Genomic DNA, 17,221 nt, shown 5'->3' with positions numbered 1-17,221 from the left:
GGTCTCCCTACAGGCTCGGCGTCGGCACCGCGTCGGGCGCGTCGGTGGATGTGTAATCGAAGGTGACATCACCCCAGGTCGACAGCGCGACCTCGAGCGGGCGGCACGTCGAGGCCGCGGTCCGCAGCACATCGGGGCCCTCTTTGATCAGGTCACGTCCTTCGTTGCGGGCCTTGACCACCGCCTCGAGTGCCACCCGGTTGGCTTCGGCGCCCGCCGCGATACCGAGCGGATGACCGATCGTTCCGCCACCGAACTGCAGGATCACATCGTCACCGAACAGGTCCAGCAGTTGATGCATCTGACCCGCGTGGATACCGCCGGAGGCCACCGGCATCACGCCGGGCAGACTCGCCCACTCCTGATCGAAGAAGATGCCGTTGCTCAGCTGAGCCGGAATGTGGTTCTCGCGCAGGGTGTCGTAGAAACCGCGGGTCGTCGCTGGATCGCCTTCCAATTTGCCGACCACGGTTCCCGCGTGCAGGTGATCCACCCCGATCAGTCGGCACCATTTGGCCAGCACCCGGAAACTCACCCCGTGCGTCTTCTGGCGGGTGAACGTGGAATGTCCGGCCCGGTGCAGGTGCAGCAGCACGCCGTTGCGTCGCGCCCACTTCGACATCGACTGCATCGCCGTATAACCCACGGTCAGGTCCATCATGATGACGACCGACCCGATTTCCTTGGCGAACTCGGCCCGCTCGTACATGTCCTCCATGGTGGCGGCGGTGACATTCAGGTAGTGGCCTTTGATCTCGCCTGTCTCGGCCATCGCCCGGTTCACCCCCTCCATCGCGAACAGGTACCGGTCGCGCCAGCGCATGAAGGGCTGGGAATTGATGTTCTCGTCGTCCTTGGTGAAATCCAGGCCGCCCTTGCAGGCCTCGTAGATCACGCGCCCGTAATTGCGGGCCGACAAACCGAGCTTCGGCTTCACCGTCGCGCCGAGCAGTGGTCTGCCGTATTTGTTGAGGTATTCGCGTTCCATCACCGTGCCGTGCGGCGGACCCTGGAAGGTTTTCACATACGCCACCGGAATGCGCATGTCCTCGAGGCGCAATGCCAGCAATGGTTTGAACCCGAACACATTGCCGATCACCGAGGAGGTGAGGTTGGTGATCGACCCTTCTTCGAAAAGGTCCAGATCGTAGGCGATATAGGCGAAGTACTCGCCCTCGCGCCCCGGCACCGGGTCGACCCGGTAGCACTTGGCCTGATACTTCGAGTGCGCGGTGAGCCGGTCGGTCCACACGACAGTCCAAGTGGCAGTGGATGATTCACCCGCCACTGCGGCGGCGGCCTCGATCGGGTCGACGCCGCGCTGCGGGGTCACCCGGAACACGGCGAGCACATCGGTATCGGCCGGTACGTAGTCGGGCGCGTAATAGCCCATCGAAGCGTAGGACTGTACGCCCGGATCCCAACGATCCCGTTCGGTTTCTTCCGCCATGGTTCCTCCTGTGGAATCCGCTGTCCCGTAGCGAATTCCAGGATGGGGGCCACCCGGCGTGGAAACAATCAGAATGTTTCCGACAACGCTCAACCGAAACGTTGAGTTTGCTACCGTCGGGTATGGGCAGGGTCAGTTCGGGTCGGATGGAAACTTTTCTCGCTGTCGCCCGCCTGGGATCCATCCGCCGTGCCGCGGCACAACTCCACGTCACCGAAGCCGCCGTCTCGGCCGCTGTCACCCATGTCGAAAAACAGCTCGGCGCCAAACTGATCGTTCGTTCAGGACGGGGTATCGCGCTCAGCGAGGCGGGCCGGGTGTACGCCGAATACTGCCGGGGGATCCTCGGTTTGATGAAGGAGGCACACGCCGCCGTCCGTCAGGCCGACGCCGGACGATTACGCATCGGCGTCGTCGCCACCGCGGGCGAATCCGTGGTGCTGCGGCCGCTCGCGTCGTTTCGGCGCCGCTACCCCGATGTGGAACTGAGTCTGTCGATCCAGCCGCGCGACGTGCTGTTCCTCGAATTACAGCACCACGAAACCGATCTCGTCATCGCCGGTCGCCCACCCCACGACGCGGGTCTGGTCATCCAGGCGCGTCGCCCCAGCACCCTGGTCGTCGTCGGCACCGACGACCCCGACCCCCGCCACGCCACCTGGCTGCTGCGCGGGACCGGTTCGGGCACCCGCGAAGCCACCCTCGCCCTGCTCGATCGCCTCCAGATCGACCCGCCCACCCTGACTCTCGGCTCCCACGGCGCCGTCATCGCCGCCGCCCGCGAAGGACTCGGCATCACCCTCATCCACTCCGACGCCGTCGACGAACACCTGCGCTCCGGCGCCTTGCATACGATCGACGTCCCCGGCACCCCCCTCGACCGCCCCTGGCACGCGGTCACCACACCCACCCCGACACTCACCACCCGGCTGTTCCTCGCGCACCTCATCGACCCCGCCGAAACGGGGCCGGCCGATGCCTTCCACGCAGCCATCGGTCCCTGATCAGCGGCTGGCGAACCGGGTTGCGAAGGCGGCGCGGTTCATCGAGGGTGTCGCCCGGTCCCACACCGCGAAGGTCACCCGGTCGAAAGCCGCTCCCCAGCCGGTCAGCGCGGCCTCGAACGCGTCGGCCACCACGACGGGGTCGTTGCCGAACACCCCGCACCCCCACGCCCCGAGCACCAGCGTGTCGATGTCGTGACGCGCCGCGGCCGCGACGACCCGCTCGGCGCGTTCCGACAGCACTGGCCCCACATCCACGGTCGCCGAGCGCCGCCGCAGCTCCCCCGCGTTCGGAGCGGGGCAGGTCAGGAAGGTGACCGGGAACGGTGTGGTCAGGCCACCCCGATCGTTGCGGATCACCGGTACGTCAGGCGACACGATCACCCGGTGGCTGTAGGCCAGGTCGCGCGAAGCGCGGTGTGCGGCATAGTAGTCCGGTGCCTCGAGCAAGCAGGTGTAGAGCAGCGCGCTGCGGCACAGATCTTCCTCCTGTGCACGGGCACCACCCAGGTAACCGCCGCCGGGATTGCGGGCCGAAGCGAAATTGAGGACGCCGACGCGACCCGCTTGCTCGGCGTGCAGCCGTCGCGCGGCCTCGATGCTGCCCTCGGCTGTCACCTCGACCACGGGGTTCCCGGGCCCCGGTCCACCGCCCTGGATCATCTCCTCGAGATGCTGTGGCGTGTAGGACACAGTGGCACCGCGCGCGGCAGCCGAGCGGTCCGCGATGTCCACGAATTCGCCGTCTCCGGTGCGATAGCCGCCCTCGGCGACGATCGCTTCGTTCTCCTCGGCCACGTGAGGCAATTTGCTGCTCATGGGGTCACCGTAAACAGCGGGTCCAACAGCGCGCCACTGGTTTTTGTCATACGAACTACAACGCACATGCCCCTATTTCGGCGGAGACGTTCCGCGGGTGGGCACGGCTCGCGTACCGCCTGCCACGATCGGAACCGCGACCGTCGTCGATGCCGACCCGAGAAGTCGTGGACGGAGGCTTGGTCGATGAGTACCGTCGTCGACGAGGGGCGAGATCGCGTCCGGTCGAACGAAGGGGTGGGGCATGGCGACCGAAGTGAAACTTTCCGGCGATGCGCTCGAACTGCCGGGCGGCGTGCGCGTGACGTTTGTGCGGACCTTGCGATTGCCCGAGACGGGCACCTACCCTTTGCCCCCGGGCCTCGGCACCTTCCCGCTGCGCCGCGTCGCCGACTATCCCGATACCGTGCCCGCGCAATGGCGGGAACGCGGCGGGGTGATGCTGCCGATCTACCAGCGCGAAGCGCTGTGGCTGAAGTTCACCGCCACCACCCCGGCCGCGTTGAAAGTGGCGGTCGGCAAGGTGTGCGCGGTATCCGGGAAGCCGTGGAGCGATGTGCTCGGCCAGGACCCACAGAACTATCTCGCGCTGCCTCGGCAACCGTGGCTCGACGGCATCAACTCCGGCGACGGCAGCGTGCGCCAGTTCGTCGCGGTGCCCATGGGGCTCGGCGCGACCGTCGAAGGTCAGGTCACGGGAACCGAGCAGTGGGGTGGGGTGCAACTGGCGGTACACGGGCTCACCGACATCGCGCGCGAGGCATGGGTGAACGAGCAGGCACTGCATCGTCCCGCTCCCTCGGACGAGGGGGCGCCATGGCTCACCGCTCCCTACGGTGCGCCCATGACGCCCGGTGCGCCGATGCCGGTCAGCCCGGCCGCCTACGGCGGCGCACCGAGTGGTCCCGCACCGGCTCCGGCCGCGCCGCCCGCGCTGGGAGCCAGGCCCGCGGGTGGAGATATGCGGCGCCGCGGGTCGAGGGCGATGGGCATGGGTGCCGGTGGCACCATGCGCCAGGAGATCTACGCCGACCGACGCCCACTCGAGGACTACCACCGCGCGGCCGACGCCCGGATCTTCGTGCACCTGGCCTCGGCCGCCGAATGGCAGGACATCACCGGCGAACCGGCACCGTCGACGCCGGTCACCGCCCAGTCCTACACCCAGCACGGGCTGCCGTGGTTCGACTACTACGCCGCTGACGCCGAGGACCTGGCACCGGCCACCGAACTCGCCGGGGTGAAACCCACGGGCCACTGGCTGGCCGACGAGCACCCGAATCCGCCGATCGAGGGCGATCTCCCGGTGATCTCGTTGGGCGACAAGACGGTTCAGGACGGGAACTGGTAGATATCGCGCTCCGTCAGCGGCCGAGGGAGTCGACCAGTGCGCGATACACCCAGTCGTGGGCACGTCCCACGGTGATTCGCGCCCCGAGGAGTTGTTCGGTCAGCGTCCAATATCGGTGGATCCGCTGATCGCCGTCGGTGGCCTCGTCGAGTAGCCGCGCACGGAAGCGGGGCGTATCGCATTCCCCTCGGGCACCGGCGTGCGCGTCCACGAACCGGTCGAGTTCACGGCCCCCGCTCGGTCGCACCCCGGCGGAGACGAGGGGCACCACATCGGCCATGACGTCGCCGATCCGGCCGTACAACTCCCGGGGGTCGCGCACCAACTCTGCCCGGCCCCGCCAATACTGCTGCCGCACAATCACCTTCAGTGCGGGATCGGAGACCATCGCGACCAGTGCGGCGTAGGCGACCACCTCCTCGACCGACGGATCGATCGGCGGCCTCGGCACATTCCAGCCGATCCAGCCCTCGACATCGTCCGGCGGAATCGGCGCGAGCGTACCCAACCAGAACCGCACCAGGCTCTCGTGCGCCGACCCGCCGTCCTGAGCCGCCGCGAGCAGCGCCAGCCGCTCGGCCCGGCCCGTGGGGGACGCGGCTTCCACCGCACGCAAGCTGGCGCGCCGCCAAGCCAGCGTCCGCATTTCGACGTCGAGGCGGGCGCTCTCCTCGGCCACCGCCTCGGCGATCGACCGTTCCCTCCGCAACACCTCGGTGATCGACGCCAACCCCAGCCCCAGCGCCCGCAACCGCTTGATCAGCAACACCCGTTCAACGGCGGTCCGCGCCTCGAACAGCCGATGGCCACCGACGCTACGACACGCGTCGAGAATGCCCTCGTCACAGTAGAACCGAAGGGTCCGCACCGCGAGCCCCGTCCTGCGCGCCAGCTCCCCGATACTCACCAACGTCGTCTGTGTGTCGTCGGTCACAACCAGTTGAACCTCCACCCCAGTGGAGCTCCTACCGTACTGCACGAACGTAACCCCCTCGAACTAAGGACAATTCGTGGCAACCACGCAGCAGGAGATCATCGCGGGCATCGCCGACATCATCGAGGAGGTGACCGGCATCGACGCCGCCGAGGTGACTCCGGAGAAGTCCTTCATCGAAGACCTCGAAATCGATTCCCTGTCCCTCGTCGAGATCGCCGTCCAACTCGAGGACAAGTACGCCGTGAAGATCCCCGACGAGGACCTGTCGAGTCTGCGCACCGTAGGTGACGCCGTCACCTACGTCCAGAAGATGGAGGCCGAACAACCCGAGCTCGCCGCCGAAATGGCCGCAAAGCTCAAAGATGAACCGGTCCGCTAGCAGCGCATCGGCGAATAGGCGGGCGGTGGTGGGAGATTCGGGCATCGGCTGTTCGGCCGAACCCGCCACCACGCCCGCTGACCCGACGTACGATCCGTCTGTGGCCGAATCAGATCGTTCCACCCCGCTGCGTGTGCTGGTCTACAGCAATGACGCCGATACCCGTCAACAGGTGATTCTCGCGCTGGGGCCACGGCCTCGGCCGGATCTACCGGAGCTCGACTACCTCGAGGTCGCGACCGCGCCCGTCGTCATCGAGCAGATGGATGCCGGTGGGATCGATCTCGCGATTCTCGACGGGGAGTCCGTGCCCGCCGGGGGGCTCGGGATCGCCAAGCAGCTCAAGGACGAGATCGAGCAGTGCCCCCCGGTGGTCGTGCTCACCGGTCGACCCGACGATGCGTGGCTGGCCAACTGGTCGCGCGCCGAGGCCTCGGTCTCACACCCGATCGACCCCATGCAGCTCACCCGCGCGGTCGCGGGCGTACTCCAGGCACGCTGACCGCAGTGTCCCGTTCCGTCGGATAGTCGACGTCATCTCGATCCTCACAGAACCACTGGTAACTCCAGTGGTTCTGTCGTGTGCGCGCTGAGCGGATTACCACCGTTTCGCTCATGAATCCCGGTACTGAATTCGATCAAACAGCGCCCCGGAAACGCGCGGCGCACCCCGGAAACCGCGATAGTCTGTGCTCTAGCTCACACGAGCGCGGGTTCTGTATAACGCTCCGCCATCGCTGCACAGCGGGCGAGGCCCCGGTTCGGCGGACATCGTTGTCGGCCCCCGTCTCGCCGAAAGCTGCCGTCCGCGGCCGCGCCACACGGCACGGCCTGCTCCAGCGAGGAGGGGAAGTGCAGTCGTGAACATCGAAGTGCCCGCACTCGTACTCGGCGCCATCGCCGCGGCGTTCGCGGTCTTCTCCGTCATCATGGCGGCGCTGGTCGGTCCGAAGCGATACAACCGGGCCAAGCTCGAACCCTATGAATGCGGCATCGAACCCACACCGCACGCGGTCGCTGGGGGTCCGGGAGACATTGGGGGGCAACGGTTTCCGGTGAAGTACTACCTCACCGCGATGCTGTTCATCATCTTCGACATCGAGATCGTGTTCCTCTACCCGTGGGCCGTGCACTTCGACGCTCTCGGGTTGTTCGGATTCGCCGCGATGGCGCTGTTCATCGTCAATGTGTCGGTCGCCTACGCCTACGAATGGCGCCGCGGCGGCCTCAGCTGGGAATGAGTGGGAAACAATGGGTCTCGAAGAGAAGCTGCCAAGCGGGTTCCTGCTGAGCACCGTCGAGGATTTCGCCGGATACCTGCGTAAAGGGTCACTGTGGCCCGCCACCTTCGGTCTGGCCTGCTGCGCGATCGAGATGATGGCCACCGGTGCAGGACGATTCGACATCGCCCGCTTCGGCATGGAAGCCTTCCGCGCCTCGCCCCGCCAGGCCGACCTGATGATCGTCGCAGGCCGGGTGAGCCAGAAGATGGCACCGGTTCTGCGTCAGGTCTACGACCAGATGACCGAACCCAAATGGGTACTGGCCATGGGTGTCTGCGCGTCCTCGGGCGGCATGTTCAACAACTACGCCATCGTGCAGGGCGTCGACCACGTGGTCCCGGTCGACATCTACCTCCCCGGCTGCCCGCCCCGCCCGGAGATGCTGCTCAACGCCATTCTCGCGTTGCACGCCAAGATCGCGGAGATGCCGATGGGCGTCAATCGCGAGGAAGCGATCCGCGCCGCCGAACAGGCCGCGCTCGCCAGCACCCCGACCATCCGCATGGAGGGCCTGCTGCGATGACCTTCGACTCCCCCGACAACACCGACGACACCGCGGGGCAGGGCATTCCGGAGGAAACGCCCGAGGCACCGAGGCACCGCAAACCGGCCGAGGACGAAGTGATCGGCACCCGCCAGGGCATGTTCGGCGTGCACGGCACCGGCGACACCTCCGGCTACGGCGGCCTGGTCACCCCGGTGGTACTGCCCGGCGGCACCCCGCCACCGTACGGCGGCTGGTTCGACGCCTTCGTCGGCACCCTGCGCGCCGCGCTCACCCACCGCGTCATCGCCTTCGACACCGTCATCGAGAAGATCGTCGTCTTCCGCGGCGAACTCACCCTGCACGTGCGCCGCGAGCACCTCGTCGACGTGGCGCGCGCCCTGCGCGACGACAACTCGTTGCGCTTCGAACTGTGCCTCGGTGTCAGCGGGGTGCACTACCCCGACGAAACCGGCCGCGAACTGCACGCCGTGTACCACCTGATGTCGATCACCCACAGTCGCCGCGTGCGCGTCGAGGTGTCGGTCCCCGACGCCGACCCGCACATTCCGTCACTGTTCCCGGTGTATCCGACCGTCGACTGGCACGAACGCGAAACCTACGACTTCTTCGGCATCCTCTTCGACGGGCACCCCTCGCTCACCCGCATCACCATGCCCGACGACTGGCGCGGCCACCCGCAGCGCAAGGACTACCCGCTCGGCGGGATCCCGGTGGAGTACAAGGGCGCGCGGATACCGCCGCCCGACGAGCGGAGGACCTACAGCTGATGACCGACACCGATTTCCGCCGTGACGAACCACGGGTCGTCACCGTGGCGGGCCAGGACTGGGACCAGGTCGGCGAGGTGCTCGCCGGTGCCGGTGAGGAACGCATCGTCGTCAACATGGGCCCCCAGCACCCCTCCACGCACGGGGTGCTCCGCCTGATTCTCGAGATCGAGGGCGAAACCGTCACCGAGGCCCGCTGCGGCATCGGCTACCTGCACACCGGCATCGAGAAGAACCTGGAATTCCGCACCTGGACCCAGGGCGTCACCTTCGTGACCCGCATGGACTACCTGTCCCCGTTCTTCAACGAGACCGCGTACTGCCTCGGTGTGGAGAAACTGCTCGACATCACCGAGCAGATCCCCGAACGCGCCACCGTGGTCCGCGTGCTGCTGATGGAACTCAACCGCATCTCCTCACACCTGGTCGCATTGGCCACCGGCGGTATGGAACTGGGCGCGCTCACCCCGATGCTGTTCGGTTTCCGCGAACGCGAACTCATCCTCGACGTCTTCGAAACCATCACCGGCCTGCGCATGAACCACGCCTTCATCCGCCCCGGCGGCCTCGCCCAGGACCTGCCCGACGACGGCGTCACCAAGGTGCGCGAACTGCTGGACATCATGCCGGGTCGGTTGCGCGATATGGAACACCTGCTCAGTGCCAACCCGATCTGGAAGAAGCGCACCCAGGACATCGGCTACCTCGACCTCACCGGCTGCATGGCCCTCGGTATCACCGGCCCGGTGCTGCGCGCCACCGGCCTGCCCCACGACCTGCGCAGATCCGACCCGTACTGCGGGTACGAGAACTACGAGTTCGACATCCCGACCACCACCGGCTGCGACTGCTACGGCCGTTACCTGATCCGGGTCGCCGAGATGCGTGAGTCACTCAAAATCATCGAACAGTGCCTCGACCGCTTGCGCCCCGGCCCGGTGATGATCGACGACAAGAAGATCGCCTGGCCCGCGGACCTGAAGCTTGGCCCGGACGGACTCGGCAACTCCCCCCAACACATCGGCAAGATCATGGGCACCTCCATGGAATCGCTGATCCACCACTTCAAGATCGTCACCGAGGGCATCAGAGTGCCTGCCGGACAGGTGTATTCGGCAGTCGAATCGCCACGCGGCGAACTGGGCGTGCACATGGTCAGTGACGGCAGCACCCGCCCCTACCGGGTGCACTACCGCGACCCCTCGTTCACCAACCTGCAGGCGGTCGCCGCGATGTGCGAGGGCGGCATGGTCGCCGACGTCATCGCCTCCGTCGCCAGCATCGACCCCGTCATGGGAGGGGTAGACCGATGACCGACAAGCCCGCGAGCCCAACGGTTCTGCTGAATCTCACCGTCCGGCCGGAGCCGTACCCGCCGCATATTCGCCAGCGTCTCGAACTCGACGCCAAGGACATCATCGCTCGCTACCCGCATCCGCGTTCGGCCCTGCTGCCACTGTTGCATCTGGTGCAAGCCGAGGACGGATATGTTACCGGCACCGGGATCGACTTCTGCGCCGAGCAATTGGGGCTCACCGGCGCCGAGGTCACCGCCGTGGCCACCTTCTATTCGATGTACCGCCGTACCCCCACCGGTGACTACCACGTGGGCGTGTGCACCAACACACTGTGCGCGGTACTCGGCGGTGACGCGATCTACGAAGCGCTGCAACAACATCTGGGGATCGGCCATGGTCAGACCACCCCCGACGGCGCCGTCACCCTCGAGCACATCGAATGCAACGCGGCCTGCGACTACGCGCCGGTGATGATGGTGAACTGGGAGTTCTTCGACAATCAGACCCCCGAATCGGCCATCGAGATCACCGACGCGCTGCGTGCCGGTCATCAGGTGCGGCCCAGTCGCGGCGCCCCGCTGTGCACGTTCCGCGAGACCGCGCGAATCCTCGCTGGTTTCCCCGACGAACGACCGGGCGTCCTCGAAGGCGTGCCCGGCGAGCCGACGCTGGCGGGATTGCGCGTCGCCGACGAGGCGGCCTCAGCCCCTGAAACCGGCATCCCGGCAGCGGACTCCGGAGACGGCGAGGGTATGCGATGACCACACTCACCCCCGTACTGAGCCGACACTGGGATAGTCCGAGGTCCTGGACGCTCGACACCTATTCCAGGACAGGCGGATACGAAGGTCTGCGGGCCGCGCTGCGGATGCGACCCGACGACGTCATCCAGACCGTCAAGGACGCGGGCCTACGCGGGCGCGGCGGTGCGGGCTTCCCCACCGGGATGAAATGGTCGTTCATCCCACAGGGCCCCGGCCCCGACGGCACGACCACGCCGCACTACCTCGTCGTCAACGCCGACGAATCCGAGCCCGGCACCTGCAAAGACATTCCGCTCATGCTGGCCACCCCGCACACGCTGATCGAAGGGGTGGTGATCGCCGCTTACGCGATCCGCGCGAACACCGCCTTCATCTATGTGCGTGGTGAAGTGGTACCGGTGCTGCGCCGACTGCAGGCCGCCGTCGCCGAGGCCTACACGGCGGGGTTCCTCGGCAACGACATCCTCGGCTCCGGATTCGACCTGGAACTGATCGTGCACGCCGGTGCGGGTGCCTACATCTGCGGTGAGGAAACCGCCCTGCTCGACTCCCTGGAGGGACGTCGTGGTCAGCCGCGCCTGCGGCCACCGTTTCCGGCCGTCGCCGGTCTCTACGCCTGCCCGACGGTGGTCAACAACGTGGAATCCATCGCGTCGGTGCCATCGATCCTGCGCAACGGCACGGATTGGTTCCGGTCGATGGGCAGCGAGAAATCGCCCGGCTTCACCCTCTACTCGCTGTCGGGGCACGTCGCCCGGCCCGGCCAGTACGAGGCACCGCTCGGCATCACCTTGCGCGAACTGCTCGGCTACGCCGGAGGTGTGCGCCCCGGGCACACCCTGAAGTTCTGGACACCGGGCGGTTCCTCGACGCCCCTGTTCACCGCCGACCATCTCGACATCGCCCTCGACTACGAAGGTGTCGCGGCCGCCGGGTCCATGCTTGGCACCAAGGCATTGCAGATCTTCGACGACACCACCTGTGTGGTGCGCGCGGTACTGCGCTGGACGGAGTTCTACGCCCACGAATCCTGTGGCAAATGCACACCGTGCCGCGAAGGCACCTACTGGTTGGTGCAACTGCTGCAGCGCCTCGAAGCCGGTCAGGGCACCGAAGCCGACCTCGACAAACTCGCCGACATCGCCGACAACATCAACGGCAAATCGTTCTGCGCCCTCGGTGACGGCGCGGCCAGCCCGATCTTCTCCTCACTGAAGTACTTCCGCGAGGAATACCTCGAGCATCAGCGTCGCGGCGGCTGCCCGTTCGACCCGGCCCGCGCCACGGCCTGGGCCTCAGGAAAGGCGACCCGATGACAGCGATCGCACCCGGCAACAACTCCGGCGTGATGCCCGCCGACCTGGTGAGCGTCACCATCGACGACACCACCATCCAGGTCCCCGCGGGCACCCTGGTGATCCGTGCCGCCGAACTGATCGGTGTGCAGATCCCCCGCTTCTGCGACCATCCCCTGCTCGATCCCGTCGGCGCCTGTCGGCAGTGCATCGTGGAGGTCGAAGGCCAGCGAAAGCCCGTGGCCTCCTGCACGATCCCGGTCACCGACGGCATGGTGGTGCGGACCCAGCTCAGCTCGCCGATCGCCGAGAAGGCCCAGCGCGGGGTGATGGAACTGCTGCTCATCAACCATCCGCTCGACTGCCCGGTGTGCGACAAGGGCGGCGAATGCCCCTTGCAGAACCAGGCCATGTCCACCGGCAGCGCCGAATCCCGCTTCGAGGGAGAGAAACGCACCTACCCGAAACCCATTCCACTGTCCTCGGCGGTGCTGCTCGACCGGGAACGGTGCGTGCTCTGCGCCCGATGCACCCGGTTCTCCCAGCAGGTGGCCGGTGACCCGTTCATCGAACTGATGGATCGCGGTGCGCTGCAACAGGTCGGCATCGCCCAGGCCGAACCGCTCGACTCCTACTTCTCCGGCAACACGGTGCAGATCTGCCCGGTCGGCGCGCTCACCGGCACCTCCTACCGGTTCCGTGCCCGCCCCTTCGACCTGGTCTCCACACCCAGTGTGTGCGAGCACTGCGCGTCGGGCTGCGCCCAACGCACCGACCACCGACGCGGGAAGGTGCTGCGCCGCCTGGCCGGTGACGACCCGCAGGTCAACGAGGAATGGAACTGCGACAAAGGCCGCTGGGCCTTCGCCTACACCACCGAACGCGACCGCCTCACCACCCCCCTCGTACGCGGTTGGGACGGCGTGCTCGCCCCCGCCTCCTGGCCCCAGGCCCTCGCCGCCGCCGCGACCGGCTTGCACGCCGCGATCGGCAACGCCGGTGTGCTCGTCGGTGGGCGCGTCACGGAGGAAGAGGCCTACGCCTACAGCAAGTTCGCCCGAATGGTGCTGTCGACCAACGACATCGACTTCCGCGCCAGGGTGCACTCCGAGGAGGAGGAGCAGTTCCTCGCCGCGTGCGTCGCCGGGCGCGGATTCGACGTGGACTACGCCGCGTTGAGCAAGGCCCCCGTCGTGCTGCTGGTCGGTTTCGAGCCCGAAGAGGAATCACCGATCGTCTACCTGCGCCTGCGCAAAGCGGTCCGCACCCGAGGCCTGCGGGTGGTGTCGTCGGCGCCGTTCGCCTCGCGTGGGCTCGAACGTCTCGCCGGGGCGCTGATCCAGACTCCGCCGGGCGCCGAAGCAGAGGTTCTCGATGCGGTGCGCGCCGAAACATCGTCGGACGCGGCCGAACTGATGAACCTGCTGCGCACCCCCGGCGCGGTCGTGATGGCGGGCGAACGACTCGCGGGCAGCCCTGGCGCATTGTCGGCGGTGGTCCGGTTGGCCGAAACCACCGGCGCAGCCCTGGCCTGGGTACCACGCCGGGCCGGTGAGCGCGGCGCCCTCGAAGCCGGGGCCCTGCCGAGTCTGCTGCCCGGTGGCAGGCCCGTCATCGATCCCACGGCGCGCCAGCAGGTTCGCCATCGCTGGCAGAGCCCTGAACTGCCCGCCGGGCCCGGGCGGGACACCGCGGCGATCCTCGCGGGTGCGGCCCAGTTCGGTGCCCTGGTGATCGGTGGCGTCGACCCCGCCGACCTGCCCGATCCGGCCGCCGCGCTGGCCGCGATCGACACCGCCCGGTTCGTGGTCAGCCTCGAACAACGCCACAGCAGCGTCACCGAACGCGCCGACGTCGTGTTCCCCGTCGCCACCGTCGTCGAGAAGACGGGGACCTTCCGCACCTGGGAAGGCAGGCCGCGGCCGTTCACGGCCGCGCCACTCGACACCACCCGCCGCGTCGCCGCACCCCTGTCGGACCTGCGCGTGCTGCATTCCCTCGCCGCCGAAATGGGCATCCCGATCGCGCTCCCCGACGCCGCCGCGGCCCGGGCCGAACTCGACGCGCTCGGCGCCTGGACCGGCGAACCGGTCACGGCACCGGTTCGCTCCGGTCAGACCAGGCCCCAGCCGGGCCCCGGCACGGCGGTGCTCGCCGGGTGGCGGATGCTGCTCGACGCCGGTCGCCTCCAGGACGGCGAACCCAACCTCGCCGGTGTCGCGCGCCCACCGGTCGCCCGGCTCTCGGCCGCCACCGCCGCCGAGATCGAAGCCGACGACGCCGACCACATCATCGTCGCCACCGACCACGGCGAGATCACCGTGCCGCTGATGATCACCGACCTGCCCGATCGGGTCGTGTGGCTGCCGCTGCACTCCCCCGGCTGCACGGTCGGTACCACCCTCGGTGTGACGCCCGGCGCCGTGGTGCGCCTGCGCCGCGCCGACGACAGGATGAAGGAACACCGTCATGAGTGATCGTGTGCTACTCCTCGCGGCCGAGGCTGGGCCGGTCTTCGGCACCGACCCACTGTGGCTGGTCGTGGTCAAAGCGCTGGCGGTGTTCGTCTACCTGATGCTGATTCCGCTGGTCGCGGTATACGCCGAACGCAAGGTCGTGGCCTGGATGCAGATGCGGGTCGGCCCCAACCGGGTCGGCCCGGGCGGCATGTTCCAGTCGATCGCCGACGGTGTGAAGATGGCGCTCAAGGAAGACATCATCCCCGCCATCGTCGACAAACCGATCTACGTGCTCGCGCCGATCATCTCGGTGATCCCGGCGTTCATGGCGTTCGCGGTCATCCCGTTCGGTCCGGAGGTGTCGTTCTTCGGCACCCGCACCGCGCTGCAACTCACCGACATGCCCGTCGGAGTGCTCTACATCCTGGCCATCACCTCCATCGGGGTGTACGGCATCGTGCTGGCCGGTTGGTCGTCGAACTCGACGTATCCGCTGCTCGGCGGGTTGCGTTCGACCGCGCAGGTGATCTCCTACGAGATCGCGATGGCGCTCACCTTCGCCACGGTGTTCCTGCTCTCGGGCACCATGGCTACCTCCGGCATCGTCACCGCTCAGGAGGGTACCTGGTACGTCTTCCTGTTGCTGCCGTCGTTCCTGATCTACTGCGTGGCGATGGTCGGCGAGACCAACCGGGCACCGTTCGACCTGCCCGAGGCCGAAGGCGAGCTCGTCGGTGGTTTCCACACCGAGTACTCCTCGCTGAAGTTCGCGATGTTCATGCTCGCCGAATACGTCAACATGGCAACGGTTTCCGCGCTCGCCACCACCCTGTTCCTCGGCGGATGGCGGGCGCCGTTCCCGATCAGCCTGTGGGAGGGCGCCAACTCCGGGTGGTGGCCGGTGCTGTGGTTCACCGCCAAAGTGTGGACGTTCCTGTTCGTCTTCGTCTGGTTGCGTGGCACCCTGCCCCGTCTGCGCTACGACCAGTTCATGAACCTCGGCTGGAAGCTGCTCATCCCCACCTCACTGGTGTGGGTGATGGTCGTGGCCGGTGCGCGGGTGCTCGACGTCGAAGGGATCCCCGGGCAGACGCCCATCCTGGTCGGAGTCGGCATCGTTCTCACCGCCTGGCTGATCGGCATGTTCGTGCGAGCGGGCCGCAAGAAGGGGCTGCCGCCGCTGCCGGAGGAACCCACCACCTCATCGGTGTTCCTCGGCTTCCCGACACCACCGATTCCGCCGCGCACCGCCGACGCCGAACCGCGGATCGGTCTGCTCGACCCCTTCGCCGGGTTCGCCGTCACCGGGGCGACCATGTTCAAGAAGGCCAACACCGAGTTCTACCCGGAGCAGAAGGTCCCGACCGCACCGCGCTATCACGGCCGCCACCAACTCAACCGCTACGCCGACGGACTCGAGAAATGCATCGGCTGCGAACTGTGTGCCTGGGCGTGCCCGGCCGACGCCATCTTCGTCGAGGGCGGCGACAACACCGAGGACGAACGCTTCTCCCCCGGTGAACGCTACGGGCGCGTGTACCAGATCAACTACCTGCGCTGCATCGGCTGCGGACTCTGCATCGAGGCCTGCCCCACCCGGGCTCTCACCATGACCAACGAATACGAGCTCACCGACGACAACCGCGCTGACCTCATCTACGAAAAGGACCGGCTGCTGGCACCGATGGAGCCCGGCATGGTCGCGCCCCCACACGCGATGGCGCCGGGCACCGACGCCGCCGACTACTACCTCGGCCGGGTCGGACCCGCACCGACCGAACAGGAGGTCCTGCGATGAGCACCCTGCTGGCCGCCGACATCGCCGCCACCTCCACCGGGGAAGCCGTCCTGTTCTGGGTGCTCGCCCCGATCGCGGTACTCGGCGCGCTCGGCATGGTGACCGCGGCCAAGGCCGTGCACTCGGCACTGTGCCTGGCCGCCACCATGATCGCGCTCGCCGTGCTCTACATCGCCCAGGACGCCCTGTTCCTCGGCGTCGTGCAGATCGTGGTGTACACGGGCGCGGTGATGATGCTGTTCCTGTTCGTGTTGATGCTCGTCGGTGTCGACTCGGCCGAATCACTGCGCGAAACCCTACGCGGGCAACGCATCGCGGCGGCGATAGTCGGTGTCGGCTTCGGGTTCCTGCTCATCGGCGGTATCGGTTCGGCGCTGGGCGGCGACGGAACTCGCTTCGCGGGCAACGGCTTCGATGACCGCGATGTGATCGCCGAGCTCGCCGAGCTGATCTTCCTGCGCTACGTCTGGGCATTCGAACTCACCGGCGCCCTGCTCATCACCGCGACCATCGGTGCCATGGTGCTGGCCCACCGCGAACACTTCACGCCACGACGCGGTCAGCGCGAGATGTCACGTGACCGTTTCCGTACCGGCGGTGAACGTGCCACCCCGCAGCCGACACCGGGCGTCTTCGCCAGGCACAACGCCGTCGACAGCCCGGCCCTGCTGCCCGACGGCTCCTACGCCGAACACTCGGTGAGCACGATCCTGCGCCACCGCCGTACCCGTGCCCACGAGGAAGCGCTTTTCCTGGCGGCGGGTGCGGCACGCGGCGACAACCCGACGGCCGACGAGGAAGGCAAGCGGTGAACCCCCAGAACTACCTGTTCCTGTCCGCGCTGTTGTTCACCATCGGCGCCGCCGGAGTCCTGTTGCGGCGCAACGCGATCGTGGTCTTCATGTGCGTGGAACTCATGCTCAACGCGGTCAACCTGGCCTTCGTCACCTTCGCCAGACTGCACAGCGACCTCGACGGTCAGGTGATCGCCTTCTTCACCATGGTCGTCGCCGCCGCCGAGGTCGTGGTCGGCCTGGCGATCATCATGACGATCTTCCGTGCCCGCCGGTCGACCTCGGTCGACGCCGCCAACCTGCTGAAGTTCTGAC

General features: G+C 67.3%; 17 protein-coding genes. 14 read left to right on the top strand and 3 right to left on the bottom strand.

Annotated features, from left to right (window positions below; translation table 11 throughout):
• Window positions 1-7: 7 nt before the first annotated feature.
• Complete coding sequence (locus tag NC7_RS15100) at window positions 8-1,450, bottom strand: form I ribulose bisphosphate carboxylase large subunit (RefSeq protein ID WP_067983430.1); 1,443 nt, start codon at window positions 1,448-1,450, stop codon at window positions 8-10.
• A gap of 146 nt (window positions 1,451-1,596) precedes the next feature.
• On the opposite strand from NC7_RS15100, the gene NC7_RS15095 reads away from it, so the two are divergent.
• On the top strand, window positions 1,597-2,454 hold the full coding sequence (locus NC7_RS15095; RefSeq protein ID WP_067983757.1) for a LysR family transcriptional regulator: 858 nt from the start codon (window positions 1,597-1,599) through the stop codon (window positions 2,452-2,454).
• On the opposite strand, the gene NC7_RS15090 is transcribed toward NC7_RS15095, so the two are convergent.
• Complete coding sequence (locus tag NC7_RS15090; protein WP_067983428.1) at window positions 2,455-3,273, bottom strand: TIGR02452 family protein; 819 nt, start codon at window positions 3,271-3,273, stop codon at window positions 2,455-2,457. It abuts the gene before it with no gap.
• A gap of 244 nt (window positions 3,274-3,517) precedes the next feature.
• Between NC7_RS15090 and NC7_RS15085 the strand changes: the two genes are divergently transcribed.
• The gene (locus NC7_RS15085; protein ID WP_067983426.1) at window positions 3,518-4,624 is read left to right on the top strand and encodes a hypothetical protein; all 1,107 of its coding nucleotides are present in this window, start codon (window positions 3,518-3,520) and stop codon (window positions 4,622-4,624) included.
• A 13-nt stretch (window positions 4,625-4,637) separates the two neighbouring features.
• Here NC7_RS15085 and NC7_RS15080 read toward each other — a convergent pair whose 3' ends face one another.
• Window positions 4,638-5,558 carry a MerR family transcriptional regulator gene (locus NC7_RS15080; RefSeq protein WP_201449886.1) on the bottom strand — a complete coding sequence of 307 codons (921 nt, stop codon included), beginning with the start codon at window positions 5,556-5,558 and terminating at the stop codon, window positions 4,638-4,640.
• Window positions 5,559-5,634: 76 nt separating this feature from the next.
• On the opposite strand from NC7_RS15080, the gene acpM reads away from it, so the two are divergent.
• From acpM to nuoK, 12 genes are all read left to right on the top strand, one after another.
• On the top strand, window positions 5,635-5,940 hold the full coding sequence (gene acpM / locus NC7_RS15075; protein WP_067983424.1) for a meromycolate extension acyl carrier protein AcpM: 306 nt from the start codon (window positions 5,635-5,637) through the stop codon (window positions 5,938-5,940).
• A gap of 100 nt (window positions 5,941-6,040) precedes the next feature.
• Window positions 6,041-6,442 carry an Rv3143 family two-component system response regulator gene (locus tag NC7_RS15070; protein ID WP_067983753.1) on the top strand — a complete coding sequence of 134 codons (402 nt, stop codon included), beginning with the start codon at window positions 6,041-6,043 and terminating at the stop codon, window positions 6,440-6,442.
• 358 nt (window positions 6,443-6,800) lie between these two features.
• Window positions 6,801-7,181 (top strand): NADH-quinone oxidoreductase subunit A, encoded by a 381-nt coding sequence (locus NC7_RS15065; RefSeq protein ID WP_067983422.1) that lies wholly within the window; start codon window positions 6,801-6,803, stop codon window positions 7,179-7,181.
• A 10-nt stretch (window positions 7,182-7,191) separates the two neighbouring features.
• Window positions 7,192-7,746, top strand: a complete 555-nt coding sequence (locus NC7_RS15060; RefSeq protein WP_067489943.1) for a NuoB/complex I 20 kDa subunit family protein — start codon at window positions 7,192-7,194, stop codon at window positions 7,744-7,746.
• The gene (locus NC7_RS15055; protein WP_084458495.1) at window positions 7,743-8,498 is read left to right on the top strand and encodes an NADH-quinone oxidoreductase subunit C; all 756 of its coding nucleotides are present in this window, start codon (window positions 7,743-7,745) and stop codon (window positions 8,496-8,498) included. The genes NC7_RS15060 and NC7_RS15055 overlap by 4 nt, the downstream gene beginning before the upstream one ends.
• On the top strand, window positions 8,498-9,811 hold the full coding sequence (gene nuoD, locus NC7_RS15050) for an NADH dehydrogenase (quinone) subunit D (protein WP_067983420.1): 1,314 nt from the start codon (window positions 8,498-8,500) through the stop codon (window positions 9,809-9,811). The genes NC7_RS15055 and nuoD overlap by 1 nt, the downstream gene beginning before the upstream one ends.
• A complete protein-coding gene (nuoE, locus tag NC7_RS15045; RefSeq protein ID WP_067983418.1) occupies window positions 9,808-10,557 on the top strand; it encodes an NADH-quinone oxidoreductase subunit NuoE in 750 nt (249 codons plus the stop codon). Before nuoD ends, nuoE begins: the two co-directional genes overlap by 4 nt.
• The gene (gene nuoF / locus NC7_RS15040) at window positions 10,554-11,876 is read left to right on the top strand and encodes an NADH-quinone oxidoreductase subunit NuoF (RefSeq protein ID WP_067983416.1); all 1,323 of its coding nucleotides are present in this window, start codon (window positions 10,554-10,556) and stop codon (window positions 11,874-11,876) included. The genes nuoE and nuoF overlap by 4 nt, the downstream gene beginning before the upstream one ends.
• On the top strand, window positions 11,873-14,332 hold the full coding sequence (locus NC7_RS15035; protein ID WP_067983413.1) for an NADH-quinone oxidoreductase subunit G: 2,460 nt from the start codon (window positions 11,873-11,875) through the stop codon (window positions 14,330-14,332). Before nuoF ends, NC7_RS15035 begins: the two co-directional genes overlap by 4 nt.
• Window positions 14,325-16,112 carry an NADH-quinone oxidoreductase subunit NuoH gene (nuoH, locus tag NC7_RS15030; protein WP_067983411.1) on the top strand — a complete coding sequence of 596 codons (1,788 nt, stop codon included), beginning with the start codon at window positions 14,325-14,327 and terminating at the stop codon, window positions 16,110-16,112. Before NC7_RS15035 ends, nuoH begins: the two co-directional genes overlap by 8 nt.
• Window positions 16,109-16,924: an NADH-quinone oxidoreductase subunit J gene (locus tag NC7_RS15025; protein WP_067983408.1), complete on the top strand. Its 816-nt coding sequence runs from the start codon at window positions 16,109-16,111 to the stop codon at window positions 16,922-16,924. The genes nuoH and NC7_RS15025 overlap by 4 nt, the downstream gene beginning before the upstream one ends.
• A complete protein-coding gene (gene nuoK / locus NC7_RS15020) occupies window positions 16,921-17,220 on the top strand; it encodes an NADH-quinone oxidoreductase subunit NuoK (RefSeq protein ID WP_067489925.1) in 300 nt (99 codons plus the stop codon). The genes NC7_RS15025 and nuoK overlap by 4 nt, the downstream gene beginning before the upstream one ends.
• The last annotated feature ends 1 nt before the right edge of the window (window position 17,221 follow it).

The sequence above is a fragment of the Nocardia caishijiensis NBRC 108228 genome, assembly GCF_001612825.1.
GTDB classification, from domain to species: Bacteria; Actinomycetota; Actinomycetes; order Mycobacteriales; family Mycobacteriaceae; genus Nocardia; species Nocardia caishijiensis.
This window is presented reverse-complemented; position numbering and strand designations above follow the sequence as displayed.